The organism is Amycolatopsis sp. NPDC102522 (assembly GCF_055584485.1).
In genome coordinates this window covers 874,936-900,116 of record NZ_JBVJLY010000002.1, presented here as the reverse complement: position 1 = coordinate 900,116, position 25,181 = coordinate 874,936, and the positions used below count along the sequence as shown (strand labels likewise).

Here is a 25,181-nt window from a genome sequence, read left to right as displayed (position 1 = left end):
GCGCGATCCCCGCCGACGCCGCCTGCGCCACAGCAACACAATCGCTGTCCTCCAAGGAAAAGACGGCACCGTTGACCGACTCCAAGACGTCCGGGCCGGTGAGTTCTCTGAGTTGCGCCACAGAGGTGGCTTCGCGTATGTCCACCCATCGAACATACGACCGACCACCGACACTTTTCGATCATCCAGACGCCACAAGGCATTGCCGATTTCCGGCAACAGCCGGAAGCCTCTTCGACTCACATCAAGCCCGACGAGGCAGGCGACGAGTAGAGCCGTCCGGTGTCCGGCCAGGACCGGGAACCGGACACCGAACAGCCCTACCACCCAGAAAGCCCGGACAACCCGGCTCAGTACGTGTCGAGCGCGATCGTGACATCCCCGATCGGCAGCGGGAACTCGCCGACCTTGGTCGCCGCGCCCGTCAGCAGATCGACGGTGGCGAACACCGACGGACCGGACGCCGGGTTGAGTACGGCGAACGCGCTCGCCGAGGTCGTCTTGCCGTTGGTCAGATCGCTGAAGATGTCGAGGCCCGCGACGGGGCCGGTGTTGATGCCGAGCGCTCCGGTCGGACTCAGGAATCCGTTGTTGGCGGGCGCCTGGACGAGCACCTGGTCAGTGGCCGTGCCGATGTCGAACAACGTGGTCGCGGTGTCGGGGCTGAGGTCGTTGTTCGTGTAGGCGGCGGCGGTGACGCCCCGGGTGGGCCCGCCCGCCGGCGGAGTGGTCAGGATGGTGTCTTCGGTGGTGACGTGGTCGCCGAGGTTGTGCCGCAGGTTCTGGCCGGTGTCGCTGATCACCCGCAGCCGGTCGGCGGCCGGGTTGAAGTCGATGTCGAAGTTCTTGCCTTCCAAAGGAACACTCAGTTGCGAGACCTTCGTGACGACGACGTCGGGTGTCGTGGGCGGGGTCGAGATCGTGTAGATGCAGCCGTTGTTCCCCAGCCCGTACATCAGGCCGTTCTGGACCCGGAAATCGATCCCGATCAGGCCGCTTTCCCCGCAGGTGAGGCCCTGTACGAGCCGGACCCAGTTGAGCACGTGGGGCGCGGTGGTGTTGAAGTAGGCCATCAGCTTGCCGTCCGACGAGATCGCGAACGCCCACTGACCGGCGGCCTGTGCCGAACTCGTGTTCGCGGTGCCGACGACGAGTGCCGCCGCGACGGTCACCGTGGTGGCCGTCGCGACCATTGCTCTCTTCAGTCGTTCCTTCATCAGTACTCCCCTCGCCGGAAACTGGTGTGATCACAAGCTATTGGGTGGCACTGGACGGCCATTGGACGTCGATTGGATCCGGCGTCCGGCGCCTTGCGGGTGCCGGGAAGCGGCGGAACAGTGGAACGACGACGGATTCAGGGGGAGCGATGACGATCAAGAACGTTCTTGCCGGTTCGGTGGTCCTGTGGGCAGGCCTCACGTTCGCCGCCACCGACGAGGCGAGCGCCGCCCGGGACTGCGCGTCCGGGGTCAGGACCATCAAACCGGTCGTACTCGAAGAACCCGGGAAATGGACCTATACCTACAACCTTTCGTGGTGCGCGGACGGTGGGGCGATCGTCTGGGTCGCTCCCGCGGTGACAGCGCGGGTGCATTCCGCGGCCTGCCGCTGGATCGGCCGGATAGAGGAGTCGGTGCGGCCGACCAAGGACGAACGCGGCCGGTGGACCGCCTTCGACATGAGCGAGTTCTCCTGCACGGACAACGCGGGCAAGGAACACGGCGTCAACCCGTGGGTCGTCGTCACCTTCGAGCCCGCGGGCGCGTACGACACCACCAGCGGCATCGCCGCGGCGTGAATCAGGCGCGGAGGATTGCCTCGACGGCGGCCGCCGCCCGTTTTCGCAGCGCGCCGTAGCCCGCCTGGCCGGCCAGAGCGAGCGCCTGCCGGGCCTGGCCGAGGTCTCCGGTGGCGGTGGCGAGCCCGATGAGCGCGTCGACCTCGGGGTACCGGTCGCCGGTTTCCCGCAGCAGGGCAAGGGCCTGCCGGTACCGGCGGACGGCGTCCTGCCGATGGCCCGTACGCCGATGCACGCTCGCGAGTGCGACGAGCGCTTCGCCCTCGCCTCGCGGTTCGCCGGTCTCCCGCGCGAGCCGCAGCCCGTCGCGCGCGTGGTCGAGCGCGTCGGTGAGGCGGCCGAGATCGCAGTACACCGAGGCGAGCCTGCCGAGCGTTTCCGCCTCCCCGGCGCGGTTCCCGGCCGCCCGGTGCAGCACGAGGGCCTTGGCGAGCAGTCCGGCCGCCTCGGTGGTCCGGCCGCAGGCGTGCTGCACCTGGCCGAGGTTGGCCAGGTTGATCGCCTCCCCGTAGCGCGAACCCATCCCGCGATACCGGCGCAGGGCCTGGACGTAGTGCATCGCCGCCTTGGGCAGGTCGCCCATCTCCCAATGGACGAGCCCCAGATTGCCCAGCGCGACGGCTTCCCCGGCGGGCCTGCCGGCGCGTCTGCTCAGCTCCAGCCCCCGGGAGAACCGCACCGCGGCGGCCGGAAGCCGTCCGGACTGCCAGTACGCGCAACCGAGGTTGCCCAGCACGGCGGCTTGCGCTTCCACCCAGTCCGAGCGCCGGGCGAGCACGAGCGCGCCGGTGTAGTGCCGGACGGCCTCCCGGTACCGCCCCTGACGGAAACTCAGGTCCGCCAGGCTGAACCGGGCGGACGCGCGGGCGCGGGGATCGCCGTCCTCCTCGGCGGCGGACAGCGCGGCCCCGGCGGCCGCCCGCCATTCCACCTGGCGCACCGACATCCAGAAGTAGCCGCGCAGGGCGTCGGCCAGCAGCCAGGCCACCGGACGAGGCCCGTTCCGCGCCGCGTCCTCGACGACGGCGACGAGGTTGCCCAGTTCGGTCTCCAGCCATTCGGCCGCGTTGTCCTTCGCGGCGGTGGGAGCCGGGCCGTCGGGCACGGACAGCGGAACCCGGAACATGTGCGGGTACACCAGCTTCGCCGCGCTGTCGACGCCACGCAGGTACCACTCGTGCAACCGGCGGCGGGCGGATCCGCTTTCGGCGGGGGACTCCCGCGACGTCAGGCGATCGGCGGCATAACGGCGGAGCAGGTCATGGAAGTGGTAGCGGTCCGGCGCGTGCTGCTCGACGAGATGCGCGCCCGCGAGCGTGTCCAGGATCTCGCCCGCCCGCTCCGCGCCGGTGAGGATCTCGACCGCTTCGACGCCGATGTCGTTGCCCGGCACCAGGCTCAGCAGCCGGAACACCCGGCGGGTCTCGGCGGGCAAGGCCGCGTAGGAAAGGTCGAACGCGGTCCGGACGGCGATCTGCTCGTCACCCGGCACGGTGAGCGCGGCGAGCAGATTGCCCTTGCGCAGCTCGATGGCGTAGTCCTCGATGCCGTTCCCGGGGTAGTCGGCGAGGTTGGCCGCGGCGATCCTCAGCGCCAGCGGCAGATACGAGCACAGCCCGGCCACCTCGGCGGCAGCTTCGCGTTCGGCCCGGATCCACTCGGAACCGAGCACCCGCGCGAGCAGTTCCAGCGCCTCGCCGGGATCCAGCATGCCCAGGGTGAGCCGCCGGGCGCCGTGGAGGGCGACCAGCGCGGTCATCCGGTCCCGGGCGGTCACCAGCACCAGGCAGCCCGGCCCGGCGGGCAGCAGCGGCCGGAGCTGGTCCAGGTCGGCGGCGTTGTCCAGTAGTACCAAGGCCTTCCGGTCGGTCATCAGCGTCCGGTACAGCGCGGACGCGGTCTCCGTGTCCGCGGGCAGGCGTTCGGCGGGGACCTCCAGTGCGGACAGGAACCGGGTGAGCACTTCGAGTGCCGTCGCGGGCGGGCCCGGCGAATGGCCGCGCAGGTTCGCGTAGAACTGCCCGTCGGGGAACCGGTCCTTCACCCGGTGCGCCCAGTGCACGGCCAGCGCGGTCTTCCCCGCGCCCGCCGTCCCCGTGATGGCCGCGAGCGCCACGGCGCCGCCGGAGCCGCCAGCCTTCGGCACCAGTTCGTCCAAAATGGACAGTTCGGTCGTCCGGCCGGTGAACCCGGGCGGTTCGGCGGGCAGCTGCCGGGGGACCCGGGCCGAGGGACGGGGACCGGGCGGCGATTCCCCGTCGTCGAGCAGGGCGGCGTGCGCCACGAGGAGTTCGGGGCCGGGTTCGACCCCCAGTTCCTCGACGAGCCGCCCGCGAACCTCTTGGTAGAGCCGGAAAGCCGTCGCCCGCTGGCCCGCGCCGTGGTACGCGCGGATCAGCCGGGCCTGCGCGGGCTCGTCCAGCGGCTGGTCCGCGGCGGCTTCGACCAGCTCGGTCAGCACTTCGTCGGGGGCGCCGATGGCGAGCATCGCGTCGCCGTACCTGGCGAGCAGCGCACGGCGTTCCGAGATGAGCGCCACGACCTTCGGATGCGTTGTGAGCGAGGGGATGTCGGCCAGCGGTTTGCCGCGCCACCGGCGCAGGGCCTCGCCGAGCAGGGCCGCGGCACGGGCGGTCTCGCCGTCGCGCTGGGCGTCGTTCGCCTCGGCGGCCAGCCCTCGGACGTGGGGCAGGTCGATCTCGACGGCGTCCCAGCGCAGCGCGTAGCCACCGCCGACATACGGCAGGATCTCGCTCCCCGACCGCGACGGCCGATCGGGTTCCAGCAGTCGCCGCAGGTGTTTGACGTGCGTCTGAAGGACGTTCACCGCACTGCGCGGCGGCCGTTCGCCCCAGAGCGCGTCCACCAGGTCCTGCTTGGACATCGCTTCGCCGCCGGCGAGGACCAGCAACCCCAGGACGGCGCGGCGGCCCGGTGGGCCGAGGTCGACTTCCGCCCCGTCGAGCCATACGCGCAGCGAACCCAGCACTTGGATCCGCACAGCCGTCGGCGCCACCGGCAGGAACGTAGCGAGCCGTCACGCGCCGCACAAGGAAGAACGGCGGAAAGGGGCCGCTCAGGCTAACGCGGTTCGGCGGGCAGGAGGTCGTGACCGTTCCAGGTGAACCGGGCCGTGGTGACCGCGTCGTCGCCGTCCCCGCCCGTGATGAGCTGATGGATCCCGACACCGCCTAGCTCGGCGTAGGTGCACCACTCGTGGTCCGACGTCAGCATCAGGTCCAGGTCGAGTGCGGACAGCAGGGCGAACACCTGCCCCCGGTTGGTGGTGTCGACGCCGACGAACACCTCGTCGAGCAGGATCACCCTCGGTGCTTCGGGCGCGGCCTGATAGTGCGCGGCGACGGCGGCGAACAGCGGCAGGTGCAGCGCGATCGCCTTCTCCCCACCGGAAAGCGCGCCGTGCAGCTTCTTGGTCAGCAGCTGCCAGCCCGCCCCGTTCGCGCGGTCCACCTTGACCACGAACCGGTGCCAGGACGTGTAGTCGAAGACCTGCGCGAGCTGCTGCTCCCAGCTGGTCGCGGTGTCGTCGGCCTTCGCCTGTTCGACGCGTTCACGGAAGAACTTGTGCAGCGACACGCGATCCTCGGCGGTCAGCTCGTCCGGATCCTTCAGCAGCAGGTCCCGCGCGGTCTTGGTGCCCGGCGGCAGGTCGGGGGAGACCTGCCAGACCAGCCGGACGGCGACCCTGGACGCGGTCCGCACCCGCTCCAGCCGCGCGTTCATGCGATCGACAAGGTCGTTGGCCTGCCGGATGCGGGCCGCGAGATGGCGGCGGGTGTCGCCGGTCAGCGTCTTGTCGAACAGGTCGCTCTCGCGGCCGGTGATCTCGTGCCTGCTCTGTTCCGCTTCCGCGTAAAGGATCTTCAGCAGTTCGGCCGCGCCGACCCGAAGCCCGTCGACGACGGCGGTGAAGATCTGGACGTCCTCGTCGGTCTCCAGATCGAGTTCCGCGCGCGAGCTGAGCGTGTTCCGGCAGGTGTGCACGGCCTCGGAAAGCCGGTGCAGCGCCTCGCCGAGGTTGCCCGTCGCGTGCGGCACGGACGGCCACGCCGCGGCCACCAGGCGGGCCGTGTCGAGCGCCGCCCGCACCCCCTCGGAGGCGGACAGGGTGGCCTGGAACTTCGGCAGGTCCTCGATGCCGCCGTCGGCGGGGAAGACGCTGGTGGCGAGCTTTCGGAACCGAAGCGCGGCGGCGTCCTGCTTCTTGGCGGCGTCCTCGCGGGCCCGCGCGTCGTTCGTGCGCCGGACGCCGAGGGCGCCCAGCGCCACGGCCAGCTCCTTGGCGTCGGAGTTCGCGGTGCGGAGTTCGCCCGAGAGCTCGCGCAGTTTCGTGCGCAGGCCGTCGATCTCGGCGAGCACCTCGCGCGAGCCGGTGCCGACGGATCCCTCGATCGCGTCCAGCATCGCGGTGAGCTTCGTGCGCTCGGCCTCCGCCTCGGAAGCCTCGTCCTCACGGCGGACCGCGTTCCCCGCCGACCGGTCCGACTGTTCGGCGAACGTCCCGGCCCGCTGGGTCGCCGTGAACAGGTTCCCGTGTTCGTACAGCCAGTTCTCGCCCTGGTCGGAGTAGGTGCGCAGAGCCGTGGCGAGCGCGGCCAGCGGCGCGCGTTCGGTCGGCAGCCCGTGGTCGGACGCCTGGCCGGTCAGCTCGTGCAGCGCGGTCTTGGCCTCGGCCTCCAGCGCGGACACGGCCGTCTCCCGGTGCCGGACGGCGGCGTCGGCGGCGGTCAGGTCGGCCTCGGCCGTGGTCATTTCCCCGGTCGCGGCAAGGAGATCGTCGTGACCGGGGCGGGCGGCGCGTTCGATCTTGATCAGTTCGCGCCTGCCGCGCAGCGCGGCCAGTTCGTCTTCCAGCTCGGCGATGGTCTTCTCGCGGCCGGTGATCTCGTCCCGCAGCTCGGCGATCCGGCTTTCCTTGGCATGATCGCGGGCCGAAGAACCGATGTAGGACGGGGCTTCCTTCGTCCAGCTGCCCGACATGCTGCCCATCCGCCAGCTGCCGTCCGCGCCGATCGCGGCCGGGCCGGTGGGGAGCTCGTCGTCGAACGCGATCACTTCCAGCACCCGCCGGACCTTCGCCGGGGCGACTCCGGCGTCGGGTTCCGGTACGAGGACGTCGGCGAGCGAACGGCCGGAGGCCACCGGCAGCGTCCCGGTTTCGGCGAGTACGTCGTGGCCGTCGACGACACCGTGGGAGTTCACCCAGGCGTCCAGCAGCCCGGCGCCTTCGAGCGCGGCCTCGATTCCGGCGCGCGTGCCCGCCGGGACGGAGTCGGCGAAATCGACCAGCCGCCACAGGGGTCCGCCGCGCATCTCGGTCCGGTCCGTCGTCCTGGTGCGCGGCGACGCGGGAGTGAGGACGTCCTCCGTTTCGAGCACGCCGGCCTCGACGAGGAGTTCGTCGTGCTCGGCGCGCGCGGTGGCCAGCGCGGCACCGGTCGCAGCTTCCCGCCGGATGATGTCTTCGAGCACGGTCTCGGCGACCGCGCTGATCCTGCCCAGCAGCGCGACTTCCGCCTCGGCCTCCCGCACGAGCGCTTCCACGTCGGGGAAGCGCAGCTCGCGGCAGCCGATCGCCCACTCGGCGAGCCGGGTCCGCAGATCGCTCAGCGCGAGTTCGCGGGTCGCCGTCGTGAGGTCCAGTTTCTCCTGTGCGGCCGCGAAATCCGACCGCACCCGGTCCAGATCCGCCTCGGCCTGGTGACGGCGGCCGACGGCGCGTTCGTGCTTGTCCAGCGCCCGGCCGAGGGTCTCCACCTGGTCACGCTTGCCGCGGACGGCGGCCTGCAGCAACGGGCGGAGCCGGGCCGCCCCGCCCAGACCGGCGACGAGTTCGTCGTGCACGCCTGCCAGGTTCGCGCGGGTCGCGGCGGCCCGGACCTCGGTCTCCTGCGCGCGGACGAGGTCGGCTTGGCGCTTCACCACCTGTTGCGCCGCTCGCGACCGCTCCTCGTCGGCGTCCGCCTCGGTCCGGAGCCGATCGGCGTCCGCGCGGAGCGTTTCCGCCTTCTCCGTCGTGGACAGGGTCCGCTGCCGCAGCTTGTCGAGCTCCTGGCCCTTTTGGTACGACTCGGACTCGGTCAGCCCGGAAAGGCGGGCTCCGGTCTCTTCGACGTCCTTTTCGAGCTTCGCCGCGCGTTCCTCGGCGGTCTCCTTCTGCGCGGCGACCTCGTCGTACTCCTCGGCCGAACGGCGGGCGGCCGCGGCGAGGTCGTCGAGTTCGGTGGTCGCGGCGATGAGGTTCGCGGCGCCAGCGCGCAGCACACGCTGGGCGTAGGTCTTCTGTCGCGCGGCGAGCGCGCGGGTCGCGTCGACCTCGGTCTCCAGCGAGCCCAGCCGCTCGCGCTGCGCGTCGAGCCGTTCGAATCCCTCGGCGAGATCGGCGATCTCCTGCTGCCCCAGCGGCGGAAGCGCGCGGGAGAGCAGGTTGGACAGCAGGCTCGGGTCGAGCCGCTGCGAGAGTTTGGGCATCCGCAGCTGGAGCAGCGCGGTGATCAGCGCGTCGTACCGCTGCTCGCTCAAGGTGGGGAACAGCCTCGCGCGGATCTCCGTGCGGTACTCGGCCGCGCCGGCGTGCACGGTGCCCTGTTCGCCGAGGGCCTCCTCCAGCGCGTTCTTGGTCAGCGGCTGGCCTGCCTCGTTGACCAGCGACAGGCCGTCGCCGATCCGCAGTCCGGTGGTGAAGAAGTCGGCGTGCACCGTGCTGGTGTGCGTGCTGGCCTGCAGCCGCGCGCCACAGGTGAACCACTTGTCCCCGGCCATGCCGAATTCGAGCCAGACGAACCCGACGCGCGTCGCGCCGGAAGCGCCTTCGCCCATCAGGTTCCAGTGCATGCTGCGCTCGCTGGTGCCGAAGGTCGAAAGCCGGTTCGCGCGCAGGCTCGCGTCGAACAGGAACGGCAGCAGCAGCTCCAGCGCCTTGGACTTCCCGCTCCCGTTGGGGCCGCGCAGCAGCAGGCGCCCGTCGTGGAACTCGAAGATCTCGTCGTAGTAGCGCCAGATGTTGAGGATGCCCGCGCGGGACGGGATCCACCTCGTCACGGTCACGGCGCCTCCTCGTTGCGGTCGGTGTACCTCGCGGCGGCCGGGAGCGGCCGGACGAGTTCGGCTTCGGCGCGGACCAGCCCGAAACCGGTCAGCACGGCGAGCGCGTCGACGGTCAGCCGTCGCACGCCGTCTTTGCCCCGGTAGGTCTTGGCCCAGCGCGGGAACCGTTTCAGCAGTTTGGCGGTCGCCTTCTGCAGGTAGTCGGTCGTCCGCGGCTCGTCCAGCGCGTCGAGCAGCAGGAGCGCGGCGACCTTGGCGTTGCTCCCGTCGTCCGGGAACTTCTCGTCGGTGGCCAGCCCGTCGACGTCGACGAGCAGCACGCCCTCCGCGCGTTCTTCGAGGACGAAACCGCCCTGTTCCGCGGCACGCCGCAGCAGCTGGCGCCCGGTCGGCGACCCGAGGTACGCGCGCTCCTCCGCGGTCAGCTCGGCGAAGTACAGCACCGGATCGTCGACGAGACGGCGGAAGACGGTGTGCCGGAGCCACAGGTTCCGCTGGACGTCCGAAGCGCTCGGCGTGTCCTCGTGGCGGCCCGACGAGAGGCCGTAGCGCTGCTCGTGCGACACCGCCTCCAGCAGTTCCTCGAACCGCAGCGCGACGTCGTCGGCGGGTACGGCCAGCTGCGACGGCCCGACCGGTGCGGCGAGCATCCGCAGCAACAGCGTCGCGTCGACCCGGAACAGCACCTTCGCGGTGACTTCGTCCACAAAGGACTCAGCGTCGCCGTCGGCCGTTTGGAGGACGCCGTAGGACTCCAGCAGTTTGAGGACGTCCACGAACGCGAGGCGCTCGGCCCGGGAAGCGACGTCAAACGTGGTCACGAGGTCGTCGGCGGCGCTCGCGTGCGCGACGCGGCCGGCGAGCAGGCCGATGGTGGTCACCGGCACCGTGAGCAGTTCGGCCGCCGCCACGCACAGCAAGACGTAACGACGGCGGTCGAAAGCAGCGCGCCCGGACCTCAGCCGCCGGGCGGGACGGCTGGGATCGACGGCCGCGCGGACCTTGACCAGCCGGGCGTAGCCGAGCCGGGGTTCGACGGTGAGCGTCCAGCCGCAGTAGTAGTCGAACCACTGCCGGATGGGTTCGCGGCGGCGCCGGATGAGGTCGAAGGTCTCGGGGGAGCCGCGTTCGCCGATCAGCGGCTTGGCGAGCAGCGCCCGGATCCCGCGTGCGACCTCTTCGCGTTCCGCGATGACCAGTTGGTTCGTAAGGCTCACGCACCGCCTCCGGCCGTGCTGATCTCGATTTCGTAGTCGGGGCCCCGGAAGACGCCGCTCGTGGTGGTCAAGCGGGCCACCGCGCCCTGGGGTGGCGGCCGGAGGACGATCTCGATCTGGCCGTCGGACGTCGTGCTCCGCCGGGTGCCGTCCGCGCCGACAGGGCTGCCCAGCGCCTGCCCCAGCAGGTCCAGCAGCCGCTCGAAAACGGTGTGGTCCAGCTTCTCGAACGCCGAAAGCCGCACGACCCCACCGGTGTCGAGCATGCTCCAGGCGGCTTCGAGTTCGGCGCGCTCCGCGATCGCTTGCTGGACTCGCGCGGCTCGGATCGCGGTGACGTCGCGAACGCGTCCGGTCTTGGTGAACCGCTCGGTGCGGCCCGCCGACCGGAGCAGTTCGGACACCTCGACAGGCGGCGCGTCGAGCCACGACGCCGTCGTGCTGACCACTTCCGGGTCCGCGTGGGCGAGATGCGCGTGCCGCGCGGAACTCAGCCCGAACATCGTGGACCACAGGCGATGCAGGTCCTCCTGCGCGGGGACGACGGTGAACCACCGCGCCAGCTCACGGAAATCCGCGACCGCGCTGCTCGCGCGCCGCCGCGACTCGGTGATCCGGTCCAGCACCTGCAGAAGCGTGACGATCGCCCGCCGCGCGAGGACATGCAGGTCCTCGACCCGCGGCTCCGCGCCGTCCTCGGGCAGGAACCACGCGCGCAGCCCGGCCCAACGCGCCTCGCGGACGTCGAGCCAGCGCTGATCAGGGCTCTGCAGGGCCGCGCCGTTGAGAGCCCGCCGGTGCACCCGCTCGATGCCGTGGTCGTCGATCTCCTTGATGCGGGTGGCGATCGTGTGGGTGTGGTGCTCCAGGTCGTTCAGGAACTCCTGCAGATACGCGACAGTGGCTGCCTTGACCTCGTGGAACGTCACGAGATCGGCTTCGGCGTGCAGGAGACGCTGGAGGTCGCCGTTGAAGCGCTTCGTGTTGTCGCGGAATGCCTCAAGATGGCTCTCGACCTCGGCGAGCGTGCTGAACACGCGCCTGTCGGTGCCGTCTTCAAGCTGCTTCGCGAGCTCGCCGAGCCGCTCACCCAGCGCGTCGAGGGTGGCCGTCTGCAGCGCGCCGGTGGCGTTGAGCACCTCGTTCGCGCGGACCACACCCGCGTACGCCGCTTCGCCCTGCCTGGTCAGCGAGTACTGGAGGTTGCGGCGCTCGTACTCGGACGCCGTCCGATAGTCGCCCGCGTGGTTCTGGACGACGTCGAGGTGGCTCTGGCTCCTCAGCTGGTCCAGCGCCCTGACCAGCTCATCGTCGTCCAGCGTCTCGAGCCAGCCGACCGCTCGCAGTTCCGTGCGGACGTCGTCGATGCCGAGCGCCGTCTCGAGCCGCTCGTTCGCCTCACTGAAGGCATGAAGGATCGCCAGGGGGAGCCCGGATCTGCTCCCGTCGGTGAAACGGAACAGCTCGGGCGGTACACGGAACGGATCCATGCGTCCTCCGGCGGATGGTGCGTGGAGCTACACGTTAGGGGGTCACCCAGACGAGTCCGAACGGCCCATCTTTTTAACGCTGAGTACTCACGTGGTGAAGAGGCTGAGGTGCACGGTGGCCCCGTCGACGGTGACCTCGCGGAACACGCGGCGACCGTCGACGAGCTGGTCGTCCTTCATGACACCGGGCGCGAAGCCGGACGCCTTGAGCAGCTGAGGGACGTCCTCCGGCGGAAGGGTGAGGTCGACGCGGTACATCACGTCGATGCCCCTCTCGTACTTCGTCTCCAGCACCTTGCCGCTCGCGGGCATCGAGATCCCGCCGAACTTGAAGGCATCTTCGGGCCTTGGGGCGTCTTGTGCCGTCGCACAGCCGGCCAGCAGGAGGGCCAGTACCGCGAGCAGGAGCTTCACCCAGTGTGAGACGCGCGGGGGACGTAAGCGTTCCGTCACACTTGGACGGGGATGACAGGGGCGGTGGGACACGTTGTACTGGGTGTCAACGACCAGAGGAGATCAACAGTGAGGGAAAAGGCTGTTCTCGCGGGCGGCTGCTTCTGGGGCATGCAGGACCTGTTCCGCCGGCACCCCGGAGTCGTCTCCACCAGGGTCGGCTACACCGGCGGCGACGTGCCGAACGCGACCTACCGCAACCACGGCTCGCATGCCGAAGGCATCGAGATCGTCTTCGACCCGGCCCGGCTGTCGTATCGGCAGATCCTGGAGTTCTTCTTCCAGATCCACGACCCGACGACCCGCGACCGCCAGGGCAACGACCTCGGCGCGAGCTACCGGTCGGCGATCTACTACGCGGACGACACGCAGAAGCAGGTCGCCGAACAGACGATCGCCGACGTCGACGCCTCCGGCAAATGGCCGGGCAAGGTCGTCACCGAGGTGACCCAGGCCGGCGACTTCTGGGAAGCCGAGCCGGAGCACCAGGACTACCTGGAGCGCATCCCGAACGGCTACACCTGCCACTACGTGCGGCCGGAATGGCAACTGGGCGAGCGCTGATCGTCGCGCTGCACGTCTCTTCCGTGCACGCCTACGAAGGCCGTCCCTCTTTGGGGCCGCGCCCTGATCCGGTGCCGGTCTCGCGCGACCTCGTCGAGGTGCGCGCGGGGCTGGGCCTGGTCGGGGACCGGTACTTCAACCACCCCGCGCATCGCTCGGCCGCGGTGACGCTGTTCTCTTCGGTTGTCCCCGGCGACCCGCTGCTGGCTCGGCGGAACATCGTGCTCTCGGGCTTTGATGTGGACGCTCTGCCCCGGGGGTCCGTTGTCACGCTGGACTCTGGCGATGGTCCTGTGTGCTTCGAGGTGCACCGGCCCGCGAATCCCTGTGGGTGGATGGACGTCGTCTACCCTCCCGGCACTTTCGCTGCTCTTCGTGGCCGCGGTGGGAAGCGCTGCGTGCCGCTGGACGACGGCGTCTTACGCGTGGGTCCCGTAGAGATCTCATAGCGCGAGTTCGGGCGGCCTTATGCCCTTCCTGAGCTGCGACGACAGCTTGTCCGTCTCAAAAACATCAGGTGCGACGACGAACGGAGGGTGTGTCTTCAGCCCGATCTCTCGAAGCCGGAAGTCCTCCAACGCCGCCTGTTCCTCGCTCTGGAGGATCACGCTCCGAACCGCGCTGATCGGGATCGGGCCGGGAATCAACACTTCCGCTTGATCGTCCGTCGGCCACCAAGGCGGGTGCCTGGGTTCGCGTAAACGTTGTCCCACACGCTCGGCGAACATCGCTTCGAAGCCGTCGAGGCCGTCCTGGATACCGCGGCCTGAACGCTTTGCGGCGTTGTGTGGACAGAACCTGGTACCCGGTGTGTCCAGCAGTACCGGATCCACCGACAGCACCACCCACTCTAGGAACTGCTCGTCTCGCTTGCGCGCTTCCCTGAAGTACCAGGCGTTGGGATATTCGAGACTGAAGGAAATATGGCCGAGGTGCCCGTCCAGCCTGTGTTCGTCGGTAGGGCGGTAAGCATCGGCGGAGTCTCGCAGGTATGCGACGTCTTGCAAGGTTTCACTCGCGAGTATGTGCGCCAGGTTCGCAGCCCTGGTGAAGTGACACAACCTGGTGATCCCTCGCTGTCCGACTTCGCTCAGGATCTCGTTCATGAGCTCATCAGTTCATAGAGGCCGGACTCGGCTACGGGAAGCACGCTTGCCAGTCGGCCGTGATGGATGAGGACGACATCGGTGCGGGCCCGCGTCACAGCAACGTACAACTCCCGAGCTTGACGTACTTTGGCCTCGTCCAACCCAAAGGCGTCGATGCTCGCCTCCGGCGGCAGCTCGTCCTCGGCACGGAATGGGAGTACGACGGTGTCAAACTCCAGACCCCGTGCTTCGCTGTATGGGCCGTAGTAGACACCTGGAGACTGGTCCCATTTGGTCATGCCTTTGTGTAGCCTGATCGTTCGCTGCCGGTCCACCAGTCTGGCGATTCGCTCGGTGAGCGCACCATCCCTGGAGAGCACCGCCACGCGCTGGTCCTTCGCCTTGGTATTCCGATCGATGCAGAGATGTGTGGCGTAGCGCGCCGCCACCCTGATCAGGTCGGAATCCGACTCGGCTTCGTCCAGAACTGGAGGCTCACCAGCACGGACGGGCGCGGTTGGTTTCACCAGATCGATTCCGTCGCCGAATCTCGGATAGTCGGATATCGCCTTCGCTAGCTGCGCGATCTGGCGCGTGTTGCGGTAGTTGCGATCGAACCGCACCAGCCTTCCGCCTGTGACCTTGAGCCCGAGGGACTTCCAAGACATCCGGCTACCGTAGATCTGCTGCGCGTAGTCGCCGAAGAAGGTCAGGGAGCCGTCTTCGGGTATCAACGCAGCCAGCGACCGGATCATTTCAGGGGTGAAGTCCTGCCCCTCATCCACCACGACATGTCGATAGCCATGCGCAGCCACTTCGTTGTTGACGGTACGCAAGAGTTCACTCGCCAGACTCGACCAGTCCAGATCGAAGCCCGCGCTTGCCAGCAGCTCCTTGTATCGACGATAAACCTGGTGGACAACCAGCCGGTCTGCCTTGGGCAGGTTCGATCCGCGTCCGATCCGTTCGAGATCCCCGCTCAAGTACTCGTCGAAGTCGTCGATTCCGTTCCCGTCCAGCCAGTCGAACTCGTCCGCGAAAAATCGCACCGGCTTCCTGAAGACTGCGGATCGTTCTGTGGTAACGAGACGAACATCCTTCAAGGCCCGCGCTATCAGGTTGTTTCTGGTGGCAATTCCAGCGATTCGCGGGCTCTTCCCGAAGTGTTCCCGGAGGGCACGGCGCGCGAACAGGTGATACTGCTCGACCGTGATACCGGATTCTTCGTCGACCAGACTCTTCAAGTAAGTGACCAGCGCACCGTTGAACGTGATGAGCAGGGTTGGTCCGCCCAAGCCGGGCACTGTCGCCAGATAGCGAGCACGCCTGACGGCCATGACCGTCTTGCCGCTGCCGGCTACACCCAGTGCGACGCAGTGCCCCTTGCCTCGTAGATAGACGACCTCACGTTGTTGCCCCTGCGGTTCAGGGAGCTTGTACCCCATTCGGGGAGTATTGCATGATGATCAAGCTCTGCTGGCATGTCCTGCAATTGCGAAAACAGCAGAGTTCGAAGCCTGAGACTTCTGATTCAGTAGAAGCCCTATGGTCTGGCACGTCGGTCACAGGCTCTGGAGGCCGTGCTTGATGCGTTCCGGTGTCATGCCGTTTTGTCGCTGGTAGACGTACTGCGCCGCGGCAAGCGGCGCCAAGACCGCGTCCGCCCTGAAATGGGCATCTGCTTTCGGCTCGATCTCGCTGATCAACGCGACCAGGTGGCTGTGGTGCAGCCGATACGCGCCGGTCACGAACCGTGCCATCGGCGTCTCGGTCTCCGCGACCATCAGTAACTCGCCATGCGTCTCAAGCCTGTCGACGTACGCGTCGGTGAACGCCTTCAGTCTTTGGGTCGCAGGAGCCCCCGGCCCGAGCGGCGGCGGCCCGCTGATGAACGCCTCCTGGAACTCGCGCTCGTTCTCGTCGAGCAGCGCCTGCGCCAACGCGCCCTTGTCCGGAAACCGGCGATACACGGTCCCGATCCCGACCCCCGCCTCCGTCGCGACCTCGTCCAACGCGAGCCCGTCGATCCCCTTGGCCGCAACGAGCTTGGCCGCGGCCCGGACGATCTTCTGCCGGTTGCGAGCCGCGTCCGCCCGCTCTACCGGTCCGGATCCTGCGATGGGAAGCACCCTCCGAGCTTAGTCGGTGGACAAGTGGAACTTTCTCCGGTTAAATAAGTGGAGGAACTTCCACTTAAGGAGACTTGGATGTCCGTCGAACACTTCACGAGCGACGACGTTTCGACCTGGTTCCAGCGACTTGACCAGCAGATCTTCCTGGCCGACGTTCTCGCGCAAGACAGTGGCGCATCGATGTCCGTCGGCTTCGGGCGCTACCGCAAAGGCGAGAAGAATCCTTGGAAGATGACCTACGATGAGGCTCTGGTCATCACTTCCGGCGTCTTCACCGTCGAAGGCCCCTCAGGGGCGGTGACGGCTCGGGCCGGTGAGGTGATCTACCTGCGAGCGGGGACCGAGGTCGTCTACGCGGCCGATGAGGACACGGAACTGGTTTACGTCACCTATCCGCACTGGCTGGCCGCCACGGAATCGTCGGCCGAAGCGCGCCGCCTCGACGACTTCCACGAGGCGTGAGTTCCGGAAAACGTGGCATAGCAAGGATTTTAGTGCGGATTCAGCCGTTTCCCTGCGTACGGAGAGAGTCGAGAATCGATTGCTATCCTGCGGCGTAATCTTGATCGCCAAGATCGCTGGAGGGATCCGGAATGGGGCGGAAGAAGCCGGAACCGACCGGCCCTCCTCCATGGACGCAGCGCGACGAAGTGTTGCGATACACCTGTTATCTCGCGGCCATGATGGCGGGTGGGCACGATCTCAGCCAGACGCCGGAAGTGCTCGCACCTTTTCCGGCGGTCAATGCCGATGATGAGCGACTGTGGGCCGTAGGGCAGTTCGTCCTGTCCGACTTTCGAGCATTGGGAGACGGGAGCTGGCAAGTCAGTACGCCGATGGTCTTCGGCACCGGAGCGGTGGGGCTGGGTTTGGTCGCCGGCTCGCTGATCGGCGGGGCCGTCGCCAAGTCCCGGGCGCGCACGGCGGCGCAGGCGGCTGTCGTGCCCCGATGGGTGCCGATAGACCATGGTTCCGTTTTTGCCAGCAGCTACGGCTTCTATATGTACACGCCGCAGGTGTTCCGGTGGCACTGGAGCGCTATGACCGCGGCCAGCATCGTCGCTCCCGCGACGCTGCACTTCACCGGGGACGGCGACAACGGACCGATTTCGTGGCTTCTGCAGTCGGACTACGCGGAACTGCTCTTCGTGACTTGGGCCCTCAATCAGCATCCGCAGCACCCGCAACTGGTGACGGGTGGCTGGCTGCCGCAAGGCTGGCTCCAGCACGCAGGTGTTCACGACCGGCAACCTGACATGGTTCCCGGGCTCATGCCCGCCTTGCCTGCGGCACAAGCTTCGGTGACGGACTAATCAGCGAGAGCTCGCAGGTCGTCCAACAGGGCAGGCAGCATCAGTTCTTCCTCGATGCGCAGGCCGCGTAGTTCCATCGCCGTACGAAGTCCTGTGTCCCAACTGGCTTCCGCCGGTTTGCCGGTCAGCTCACCACCGGTCGCCGTCGCCGCCGCGTACGCGTTGGTGTCGAATCGCCAGGGCTGCCAGGAGATCCGGTCTCGCAATGTGTTGCCGATCCGGATGCCGCCCCAGTCGAAGTCACCGTGATACCTGAACCGGGCACCGTCCGCAGCCAGAAGATCGAGCAGCCGCCACACCGCGGCCGATGGCTGGCCGTTCACACAGACGAGGGGAGGGCATCCGGGGCCCAGCTCATCGGCCGCGGAGGCGAGCACGATCGGGTTCTCGCAGACCGACACGACCCCGGAGCCGACACCGAGAATCGCGGCGTTCAACTGACGTAGTGTCAGCACACACGGCTCTCCGGATTCCTTGGCCAGTGCCAGGATCCGGCCGGTCACCGTGTCCGCGCCACCGGACAAGCCGAGGCACAGCACGGACGAGGACAGCTCGTCACGGTGTACGCCGACCGCGGCCCAGGAAGCACGTCGTTCGCCCGCTGTTCCGTCTCCCGCCGGTGGGGTGCCACGAAGGCACCTCGCCGCCGAGAGGACGATCGTCGCCAAGGGGCGCCCGTCGTCCAGGCCGTGCGCGTCGCCACTGGTTTCCGCGGCGAGGCGCCCCAACGCGATGCCCTTCGAGGGCAGCTCGGTGAGAACGCGGACCGCCGCGCTGGTCAACGCCGAAGCGGCCTCGGGATCGGAAGCCAATCTGCGAACCATGCCGGTGGAGTCCAACCAGCCGCGCCATGTGGCCAGTTCCGGACGTTGTGCGGCCAGGTTGTCCAGGGGCTGATGAGCCGCCGCCCATGCCGCGGCCTCGGTCGGCCGGTCAGGCACGGTTCCGATCAGCAGCTTCGCCACGTCGGCGAGGCCGTCCGGCGCCGCACCGCTGCGGCGGAGTATCGCATCGACTTCGTCCAGAGAAACGCTGAGGGAAGCGCCGGTACCGGCTCGGCGACCAAGCAACCTTTCGATGGCCCTGCGCTGGTCATGTGTCGCCGAGCCGAGGGTGACGATCCCGCTCAACGGCTTGCCGTTGATCATCCGTCGGCGCAAGCGGTCGAGCAGCCACTCGGTTTCTTCGCCACCCAAGAGCCTGCGAAGGCGGTCAAGATCGGCCATCAGGCGCTCGGGACGTACGGAATCGGTCGTTGCTCCTGGACACGTTCGCGGCCGTTCCACCGCCAGGGCGTCACCAGCACGGCGTCGATTCCGTCGCGCCGGGCGAGCTGTGCGATGGCCAGACCGGGTACCTGCGGATAGCAGCCCCATTCGCGTTCGCTGGTCATGACGACATCGAGATCGAACGTGGCGAGCAGACCGAGGCACTTGGCCCGTGAGTCGTCGTCGACGCCGGCGAAGGCTTCGTCGAGCGCGATGAGGCGTGGTGTGTGGGGATTGGCCGATGACGAGTAGAAGGAGGACGCCGCGGCGAAGAGTGGAACCGACGCGGCGAGAACTCGTTCGCCGCCGGACGCCGGTCCGGTCGCCGACCGCCACTGACCGTCCTGGTAGCGCTGGATCGCGAAATCGTGCCAAGAACGGTAGTCCAGTGCGCGAGTCAGCTGTTCGACCCAGCCACCCGCCGCGTCTTCGGCGTGTTCGCGGTTGATCTGCTCTTGGAGGAACCCTCCGACCGCGGTGCGGTCTTCCGCGCTCCAGGCATCGGCGGTCTGCCGTAACAACCGGTCTCGCACCCGGCCGAGACCGTCGGGCGCCGTCCTTGAAATGCGCCACTGCAGCCGCAGGCGCATTCCGGTCGACGTCGGCCGGGCCTCCAGGTCGGTGTTGATGGACCGAACCTGGTCCTCGGCGTTGACGATCAATTCTTGCAGCGTGCCCGCCACTTCGTTGATGAGGTGGTTCTCGAGGATTTCGCGTTCCTTCGCCGAGAGCAAGTTCGCTCGCTGCTCGTTCTCCACCTCCAAAGCCGCCACCAGCGTCGGAATATCTTGAGTGCGCCCTTGGAACAGCACATCGACGACGATGATCCCGTCTCGTACGGTCATGCCGACCGAATGGCCATGCGTCGACAGCGCGTCGGTGAGTAGCTTGTGCTCTGCCGAGACACGTTGCTGCACCAGTTCCCATGGACGGTCTGCGTCGTCCACTCCGTCCAATGCGGTGTTGACGGCCCGCGCGAGGGCGACAGCCGGGTTGGGAGCCCATTCCTTGCCGGCATCGGGGAATTCCAGTTCGGGAATGGCGGTTGTCAGCAGTCCTGTCATCGCGAAGGCCCGCAGCTCACGGATGGCCTCGTCACGTTCGGCCGTGGCGGTCGAGATCGAATCACGGAGTGCCTCGCGGCGCCCATTGGCGGTACCCCGCTCTTCGCGGACAACCTGCTCTTCTGTGCGCACCTGCTTCTCACGAGCGTCCCGCTCGCCCAGTTCCTTGGCGACCGCGGCCAGCTTGCGGTACAGCTCATCGACTCCCGCGCCCGCGGTCTCGATCAGTACACGGTGACGTTCCGCCACGGCTTCGGCGTCGGCGCGGGCTTCGACGGCCGACTCCTGTGCTTCGCCGTGGTGTTCGGCAGCTGCTCGCTGTTCGTCTTCGGCCTTGGCCGATTGCGCCAGCGCTCGAGCCAGTGCCCGCGCCGCGGGCCAAAGCCCGGCCAGGGCCACCCGATAGTCACCGACGGCTTCACGAACTCGAGCCAGCTCCTCGCGGTCTGTCGGTAGCCCGACATCACCGGCGAATTCGACGACCTTTCCCTGTGCCTGCTCGGCTTCGTCAGCACACTCGCCGGAAATTGCCACTGCCTCGCCGAGTCGGACGTCGATCCGGCGCTTCGACTCGTGCTCGTTGGCGAGTTTGACATGAGCGTCGCGGAGTTCGTTGTCTTTCGGCTGAGCTCGGTGTTCCGCGGTGAGGGCAGCTCGCCGCGCGGCCAAGCTGTTCTCGGCGTCCGTCAATTCGGCCAGGCGCCGATCCAGCCGCGCTCCCTCTTCCCGCAGGCGCCGGACTCGTTCCCTTCGGGCGGCTTCGCGGGCGCCCTCGCCCAGGTAGCCGGCCTTGTCCTTGTGCCACGCCCCGCTCAACACGCCGACGGCGAATCTGCCGTCCACTCCGACCCAAGTGTGTGCACCGGGACCGAGGCCGATCGCGCGCAAGACCGATTCGACCACGTCGTCGTTCAGGGCCCCGGCCTGAGGGTCGGCCCGGTCCACTGCCGGAGCCAGCACAGCGGTGAGGCCACCGTCCGTCGCGGGGTCGCAGGGCTTGGCGACCACGTCACCGGTCAGTGTGCTGTGCAGTTCACCGTCCGGCGTTACCCAAGCGTCCAGAATGCCCGCGGCCTCCAAGGCCGCTTCGAGTCCGGCTCGGTGCTCGGCATCGACGCCGGGGACGAAGTCCACGACCTTCCAAAGCGGCGCGCCCGGGCGGCCGGTTCGGGCCTCTTCGTCACGGGTGTACGGCGTCGGCGGTGCGTCGTGCCCGCCCGCTTCGAGCCGGGCGATCTCGTCGGAGATGGCTTGCCGTTCGGTTTCCGCAGCCGTTCGCCCGGCCTCCAGGGTCGCTTGTCCGCGGCCGAGTTCTGTGGTTGCCCGCAGCACGGCTTCTTCCACGGCGGATGCCGCCGGGCTGTCACCGGCGAGGGTCTCGGTCCATGTGTCCAGCGAGTCGAGCAATTCGTCCACATCGGACAAGGTGAACTGCTCTACCTCCGCCAGGTAGGAGCGATAGGAGGTGACAAGCGCCGCACCGTGCTCGGCGATGTTCTTCCCTGCCGTCGTGATCCGTTCGGAGACACCCTGTTGCTCGGCGGTGATCCGGTCCACGCTTTCGCGTGCCGAGCGCAACGCGGCCTCGGCCTGCGTCGCGGCGTTGAGCAGCTGTCGCAGCTGGTCGACCGCCTTGGTCCGCCGTTCGATGAGTGCCTGCCCGGCTCGCTCATCTTCGTCAGCGACGACAGCAGCATGTCCTTCTGCCAGGTACGCCGCTTCGGCGGCCTCCCGCGCTATGTCCTTGGCTTTTTCGAAAATCTCCGAGTCGGCGTCAATCGTCCGCCGTGCTGTTTCGACGTCCGCTTCACGGCGGCTTAGGTTGTGCATTGCTGATACCAGGTCGCGTTCCCGCGAAGCGGCGAATCCGCTGAGCTTGTGGGCCTCTTCCCCCACTCGTTTCAGGGTCTCCGCGTCCCGCATCTCCGGACTGCTCTGCAGCGCGGCGCGACGTGCCTCCAGCTGAGCCTTCGCCGTTGTCAACTCACCGAGCAGTCGTTCTGTTCCGTCGAGTGCCAGTGTCGCCTTTTCGTAAGCCGCCTCTGCTTCCCCCAATTCCCGTCCGAGCTGTTCGTACCTGCTGTGGGTGTGGCGAACAGGTGCCGCACGGCGTTTGGCCGCGATCCGGGAATAGCGCCGGTAATGGTTGAGAAACTGCTCTGCCGCCGTCTTCGCTTCGGCGAGGGCCCGCAAGGTCCCCCGCTCCTCGTCCAGTCCACGGAAAGCTTCCGCGACCGTTGTCACCAGGGCCGGGTCGAGCGGCGGTAACGCCTCGGTGAGCGCTCGGGACAGCAGTTTCTCATCCGGTTTCTTCGACAACTGCGGTTGTCGCAACTGGATCAGCAGATTGACAAGGGCTTCGTAGCGGTGCTGTCCCAGCCCGAAAAGCGCTTCGTCCACCGCGCGCCGGTACTCGGACGCGGTGTCGTACACCAGGCCGTGTCCGTCGACGGCGTCTTTGAGCTTCTCCCTGGTCAAGGCCACTCGGGTGGGGCTCACCAGGGAGAGGTCCCGGCCGATGCGCTGATCGGTGACGAAGAACCAGTGCCGGGCGATGCCGCGTCCGGCGACCGCCTTGAGGCCACAACCGATCGTGCGGTACTCGGCACTCCCGTCAGGAAGGGCCCTGCCGAATTCCAGCCAGGTGTAGCCGAGGCGTTCGTTGTGCGGATGTTTCCCGCCGAGCAGCAGGTTCCATTCCATGCGTTTGTTGCGGTCACCGTCCGGCTCGACCCGGTGCGCCGACAGTTCGCCGTCGAGCAGGAACGGCAGGGTGAGCGCGAGCACCTTGGACTTGCCGGTTCCGTTGTTACCGCGTAACAGCAAGCGGCCATCGTGGAAGTGGAACTCTTCGATGTCGTAGTAGAACAGGTCGACCAGGCCGGCACGAAGTGGCTGCCAACGGGCCGTGTCCGGAACGGGCAAGCTCATTTCCCGGTCTTCCTCTCCCGAATGGTGGGTGCGTCGATCCGATAACGGCCGATCGCAGGCAGCGCACGCACCATCGGCGGAATCCCTTCGGAGTCCTCGACGAGCCGCAGCGCGCGCAGCTTGTGCAACGCGATGGCGAGGAGCTCCTCATCGGCGCCTTCTTCGGTGACTCCGCGGCGCCAGTAGGTGGCGTGTTCACGGGCGATCTTCCTGATATACGCCAGCAGTCTTTCGATCGGCACCGGTCCGTTCCTCGCCGCGAGATACTCGGCGACGAGCAAAGTGGCATGACCATCGGTGCGCTGCTCCGGCATACGCACATCGGTCAGCTCGTCGTCAGGGTCGACCATCGCGATGCCCTCCGCGCGGACTTCGGCGACCAGCCCGGTGGCCTCCTCGATCCGGCGCGTTATCGCGTGCCGCTGGCTCGCCAGGTACGTTCGTTCGGCGTCGGCCAACTCGGCGTAGTAGACCACTGGATCGTCGAGCAGGCGGCGGGTGAGCCGGTGGCGCAAGGCTCGATTGCGCAAGTCATCGGTGTCGGCGACGGGTTCGTGGGAAAGTTCTTCAAGCCTGGTTTCGAAATCGGCGGCGTCGATCGTCGAAGGACCACGACCACTGGTCAAGAGCGAGGCGAGCACTCGGCGCTGTACGTCATAGAGGACGTCTCCGTTGTCGCTCAGATAGGCGTCTTCTTCACCGGCGACACGCTCGAGGACACCCCAGGTGAGCAGTAGCCGGACCGCGGCGACAAGATCCGAACGTTCATCGCGCCTGCTCAGCGTGAACGACACGCCCGCGTTGACAAGCTCGGGTTCACCTGCGGCGGCGAGCACGCCTTCGGCGAGGCGGCCGAGGGTGATCTGTGCGTCGGCTCGCTCCAGAACGGCCAGTGCCAAGCAAAGCAGGACGTACCTGCGACGCCCGAACGGCGGTTTGCCCTTACCGTCCCTCGCCGGATGGGTCTGGTCGGTCAGGGTCGGCGCGGTTTTGAACAAGCGCGCCGACTCCGCGCCGACCAGTAGCCGCCAGCCCGTCTCCGTGGCAAGCCAATCACGAAGGTCTGCCGCATGGCGCCGGACCAACCGCAGCACTTCGTCGTCCGCTCCCGCCGTCAACAACGGCTTGGCGAGTAGCGCCCGCAAGGCTTTCCGCTGTTGGGTAGAAGTTTCCTCGCCAAGCGTGGTCACGCGATCGCCTCAACCCGGCCGTTCCCGATCAGGTCGATGATCTCGATCAGGTGTTCCGGCCCGCGGAGAATCCCGTCCTCGGTTTCGATGCTCACCGTTCCGCCGCCGCGCACGAGCGTCAAGCGAACCTCCATCGTCCCGTCGCTCGTGGTGGTCCGGACCTCGTGATCGCCAGGGGCGCGGGTCGAGAGCGCGTCGCCGAGAAGACCAAGGAAAAGCCGGAACGCCCGTGTGTCGAGCTCACCCAGCGCCGATAGCCGCGTCGGCCCCGGCGTCTCCAGCCGTTCACGCGCCGCGGCGACCTGCTCGGCTTCGAGAGCCGCTTGCTCGGCCAGGATCTGCCGCTGCTCCGCACGGTCCGCGACCCGATTGGGCTGGCCACGACGCTCGTAGGTGCCCGTCCTGCGCAATTGCGGGCTGATGTGCACCCCCGACGCCTGCCGCCACGGCGTACTCGGTGCGGGCTGTTCTTCCTCCCAGACGGCAACGGTTTCGCTGTCGACCGTGAGGTGTCGCGCAGAACTGAGCCCGAACGCCGTCCGCCACAGACGATGCGCCGCTTCATCGTCCGGGGACTCCGCGAACCAGCGAGCCAAAGTACGGAAATCCGCCGAGCGATCGGAACGTCCGGAACGACGCTCGTTGAGCGCGGCCACCGTGTCGATGAGCTGGGTGATCGCCGTGACGGCGGCTCCGCGCAGCAGCCGCGCCTGTGACTGACGTCGAGTGTCGGCCGAGACGAACCAGTCGTGCAGCCCCCGCCACCGATTTCGCCAAGTGTCGTAGCAGCTCTCGATGGCGGCAGCGTTCTCGTGATCGTCAGGCGCGACGTCGGCTGCTTCGCGTTTGGCAGCCACCATGAGCAGCTTCTCCACGCCGGCTTCTTCGATCTTGCCGAGCAAAGTCGCGATCTCCGCGCCCCGGTTGGCGAGGTCGGCGATGAACCGGTTTACGTAGTCGATCAGCCGCTGCTTGTAGGCGACGAACGCTTCCACGTCCCCGTCGGCGAAATCGATCACCCGGCGTAGCGACGCCATGAATGCCTGAGCGTTGTCAGCCAAGCCCGTGAACCGCTCCGCGAGCGCGAGCAGCAGCAAATGCACCTTCGCCGGGTCGATCTCCCGCGCCCTCGCCAGCTCCACGAGCGCCCGCAGTTGCGCGGCGATGTCCTCCAGCGCCACCGACTGCAGCGAACCCCGTCGACCGAGAGCCTGGTCGTAGACCGCGAGCGCTTCTTCAGCGGCTTGACCGGCCGCGGTGAGCTGGTAGAGGTACCGGGCGCGATGGAAGTCGGCGACGCTGGTCACCCGGCTCGTATCCGGATCGGCCCGCAAGTTGCCCCAGTCGACGAGCTTGTCCAGCGCGTCCGCGACCTGCTCGATGTCACCCGATCGGCCCAAGTCGGTCGTGACGTCCTCCGGCCGCATGTGCACGATGAACCGGTCCCTCGCCCGCGCGAACGTCAGCAGGACGTCGCGGTAGAGCGCCGCGTTCGGCGCACTCAGGTGCGCGAACGGCTGCGGCTCCTGTCCGTCGGTCACCATCCCATTATGGAGAGGGCACCGACAGCTTCGGCGCGGCCCCCACCGCACGACTGGTCGGCAC

At 67.9% G+C, this 25,181-nt stretch carries 18 protein-coding genes; 5 read left to right on the top strand and 13 right to left on the bottom strand.

What is annotated here, in order from left to right:
- Positions 1-350 precede the first annotated feature (350 nt).
- Complete coding sequence (locus ACZ6YV_RS10125) at positions 351-1,217, bottom strand: DUF4394 domain-containing protein (RefSeq protein WP_465509275.1); 867 nt, start codon at positions 1,215-1,217, stop codon at positions 351-353.
- 149 nt (positions 1,218-1,366) lie between these two features.
- On the opposite strand from ACZ6YV_RS10125, the gene ACZ6YV_RS10120 reads away from it, so the two are divergent.
- Positions 1,367-1,798: a hypothetical protein gene (locus ACZ6YV_RS10120; protein WP_465509274.1), complete on the top strand. Its 432-nt coding sequence runs from the start codon at positions 1,367-1,369 to the stop codon at positions 1,796-1,798.
- Between the two features lies 1 nt (position 1,799).
- On the opposite strand, the gene ACZ6YV_RS10115 is transcribed toward ACZ6YV_RS10120, so the two are convergent.
- From ACZ6YV_RS10115 to ACZ6YV_RS10095, 5 genes are all read right to left on the bottom strand, one after another.
- Positions 1,800-4,814 (bottom strand): AfsR/SARP family transcriptional regulator, encoded by a 3,015-nt coding sequence (locus tag ACZ6YV_RS10115; protein ID WP_465509273.1) that lies wholly within the window; start codon positions 4,812-4,814, stop codon positions 1,800-1,802.
- 65 nt (positions 4,815-4,879) lie between these two features.
- Positions 4,880-8,866, bottom strand: a complete 3,987-nt coding sequence (locus ACZ6YV_RS10110; RefSeq protein WP_465509272.1) for a TIGR02680 family protein — start codon at positions 8,864-8,866, stop codon at positions 4,880-4,882.
- Positions 8,863-10,083: a TIGR02678 family protein gene (locus tag ACZ6YV_RS10105; protein ID WP_465509271.1), complete on the bottom strand. Its 1,221-nt coding sequence runs from the start codon at positions 10,081-10,083 to the stop codon at positions 8,863-8,865. Before ACZ6YV_RS10105 ends, ACZ6YV_RS10110 begins: the two co-directional genes overlap by 4 nt.
- Positions 10,080-11,573 carry a TIGR02677 family protein gene (locus ACZ6YV_RS10100; protein ID WP_465509270.1) on the bottom strand — a complete coding sequence of 498 codons (1,494 nt, stop codon included), beginning with the start codon at positions 11,571-11,573 and terminating at the stop codon, positions 10,080-10,082. Before ACZ6YV_RS10100 ends, ACZ6YV_RS10105 begins: the two co-directional genes overlap by 4 nt.
- A gap of 87 nt (positions 11,574-11,660) precedes the next feature.
- The gene (locus ACZ6YV_RS10095) at positions 11,661-11,987 is read right to left on the bottom strand and encodes a hypothetical protein (RefSeq protein WP_465509269.1); all 327 of its coding nucleotides are present in this window, start codon (positions 11,985-11,987) and stop codon (positions 11,661-11,663) included.
- A gap of 108 nt (positions 11,988-12,095) precedes the next feature.
- Between ACZ6YV_RS10095 and msrA the strand changes: the two genes are divergently transcribed.
- Complete coding sequence (gene msrA / locus ACZ6YV_RS10090; RefSeq protein ID WP_465509268.1) at positions 12,096-12,590, top strand: peptide-methionine (S)-S-oxide reductase MsrA; 495 nt, start codon at positions 12,096-12,098, stop codon at positions 12,588-12,590.
- Positions 12,569-13,039 carry a molybdenum cofactor biosysynthesis protein gene (locus ACZ6YV_RS10085; protein WP_465509267.1) on the top strand — a complete coding sequence of 157 codons (471 nt, stop codon included), beginning with the start codon at positions 12,569-12,571 and terminating at the stop codon, positions 13,037-13,039. The genes msrA and ACZ6YV_RS10085 overlap by 22 nt, the downstream gene beginning before the upstream one ends.
- On the opposite strand, the gene ACZ6YV_RS10080 is transcribed toward ACZ6YV_RS10085, so the two are convergent.
- From ACZ6YV_RS10080 to ACZ6YV_RS10070, 3 genes are all read right to left on the bottom strand, one after another.
- Positions 13,034-13,696 carry a DarT ssDNA thymidine ADP-ribosyltransferase family protein gene (locus ACZ6YV_RS10080; protein ID WP_465509266.1) on the bottom strand — a complete coding sequence of 221 codons (663 nt, stop codon included), beginning with the start codon at positions 13,694-13,696 and terminating at the stop codon, positions 13,034-13,036. The two genes, ACZ6YV_RS10085 and ACZ6YV_RS10080, sit on opposite strands and share 6 nt — an antisense overlap.
- Positions 13,693-15,123, bottom strand: a complete 1,431-nt coding sequence (locus ACZ6YV_RS10075) for a UvrD-helicase domain-containing protein (RefSeq protein ID WP_465509265.1) — start codon at positions 15,121-15,123, stop codon at positions 13,693-13,695. The genes ACZ6YV_RS10080 and ACZ6YV_RS10075 overlap by 4 nt, the downstream gene beginning before the upstream one ends.
- A gap of 117 nt (positions 15,124-15,240) precedes the next feature.
- A complete protein-coding gene (locus tag ACZ6YV_RS10070) occupies positions 15,241-15,807 on the bottom strand; it encodes a TetR/AcrR family transcriptional regulator (protein ID WP_465509264.1) in 567 nt (188 codons plus the stop codon).
- A gap of 78 nt (positions 15,808-15,885) precedes the next feature.
- Here ACZ6YV_RS10070 and ACZ6YV_RS10065 point away from each other — a divergent pair, with 78 nt between their 5' ends.
- Both ACZ6YV_RS10065 and ACZ6YV_RS10060 read left to right on the top strand, forming a co-directional pair.
- Positions 15,886-16,272, top strand: a complete 387-nt coding sequence (locus ACZ6YV_RS10065; RefSeq protein WP_465509263.1) for a cupin — start codon at positions 15,886-15,888, stop codon at positions 16,270-16,272.
- Positions 16,273-16,403: 131 nt separating this feature from the next.
- Positions 16,404-17,123, top strand: a complete 720-nt coding sequence (locus ACZ6YV_RS10060; protein WP_465509262.1) for a hypothetical protein — start codon at positions 16,404-16,406, stop codon at positions 17,121-17,123.
- On the opposite strand, the gene ACZ6YV_RS10055 is transcribed toward ACZ6YV_RS10060, so the two are convergent.
- The 4 genes from ACZ6YV_RS10055 to ACZ6YV_RS10040 are packed head-to-tail and all read right to left on the bottom strand — an operon-like array spanning position 17,120 to position 25,120.
- Positions 17,120-18,349: a TIGR02679 family protein gene (locus ACZ6YV_RS10055; RefSeq protein ID WP_465509261.1), complete on the bottom strand. Its 1,230-nt coding sequence runs from the start codon at positions 18,347-18,349 to the stop codon at positions 17,120-17,122. The two genes, ACZ6YV_RS10060 and ACZ6YV_RS10055, sit on opposite strands and share 4 nt — an antisense overlap.
- The gene (locus tag ACZ6YV_RS10050) at positions 18,349-22,386 is read right to left on the bottom strand and encodes a TIGR02680 family protein (RefSeq protein ID WP_465509260.1); all 4,038 of its coding nucleotides are present in this window, start codon (positions 22,384-22,386) and stop codon (positions 18,349-18,351) included. Before ACZ6YV_RS10050 ends, ACZ6YV_RS10055 begins: the two co-directional genes overlap by 1 nt.
- A complete protein-coding gene (locus tag ACZ6YV_RS10045; RefSeq protein WP_465509259.1) occupies positions 22,383-23,576 on the bottom strand; it encodes a TIGR02678 family protein in 1,194 nt (397 codons plus the stop codon). The genes ACZ6YV_RS10050 and ACZ6YV_RS10045 overlap by 4 nt, the downstream gene beginning before the upstream one ends.
- A complete protein-coding gene (locus ACZ6YV_RS10040; protein WP_465509258.1) occupies positions 23,573-25,120 on the bottom strand; it encodes a TIGR02677 family protein in 1,548 nt (515 codons plus the stop codon). The genes ACZ6YV_RS10045 and ACZ6YV_RS10040 overlap by 4 nt, the downstream gene beginning before the upstream one ends.
- Positions 25,121-25,181 lie beyond the last annotated feature (61 nt).

Bases quoted from the DNA above. Each gene is read 5' to 3' on its own strand.
- ACZ6YV_RS10075 (WP_465509265.1), bottom strand. From the start codon at position 15,123: ATGGGGTACAAGCTCCCTGAACCGCAGGGGCAACAACGTGAGGTCGTC.
- ACZ6YV_RS10040 (WP_465509258.1), bottom strand. From the start codon at position 25,120: ATGGTGACCGACGGACAGGAGCCGCAGCCGTTCGCGCACCTGAGTGCG.
- ACZ6YV_RS10050 (WP_465509260.1), bottom strand. From the start codon at position 22,386: ATGAGCTTGCCCGTTCCGGACACGGCCCGTTGGCAGCCACTTCGTGCC.
- ACZ6YV_RS10100 (WP_465509270.1), bottom strand. From the start codon at position 11,573: ATGGATCCGTTCCGTGTACCGCCCGAGCTGTTCCGTTTCACCGACGGG.
- ACZ6YV_RS10125 (WP_465509275.1), bottom strand. From the start codon at position 1,217: ATGAAGGAACGACTGAAGAGAGCAATGGTCGCGACGGCCACCACGGTG.
- ACZ6YV_RS10085 (WP_465509267.1), top strand. From the start codon at position 12,569: ATGGCAACTGGGCGAGCGCTGATCGTCGCGCTGCACGTCTCTTCCGTG.
- ACZ6YV_RS10080 (WP_465509266.1), bottom strand. From the start codon at position 13,696: ATGAACGAGATCCTGAGCGAAGTCGGACAGCGAGGGATCACCAGGTTG.
- ACZ6YV_RS10120 (WP_465509274.1), top strand. From the start codon at position 1,367: ATGACGATCAAGAACGTTCTTGCCGGTTCGGTGGTCCTGTGGGCAGGC.
- ACZ6YV_RS10065 (WP_465509263.1), top strand. From the start codon at position 15,886: ATGTCCGTCGAACACTTCACGAGCGACGACGTTTCGACCTGGTTCCAG.
- ACZ6YV_RS10060 (WP_465509262.1), top strand. From the start codon at position 16,404: ATGGGGCGGAAGAAGCCGGAACCGACCGGCCCTCCTCCATGGACGCAG.
- ACZ6YV_RS10055 (WP_465509261.1), bottom strand. From the start codon at position 18,349: ATGGCCGATCTTGACCGCCTTCGCAGGCTCTTGGGTGGCGAAGAAACC.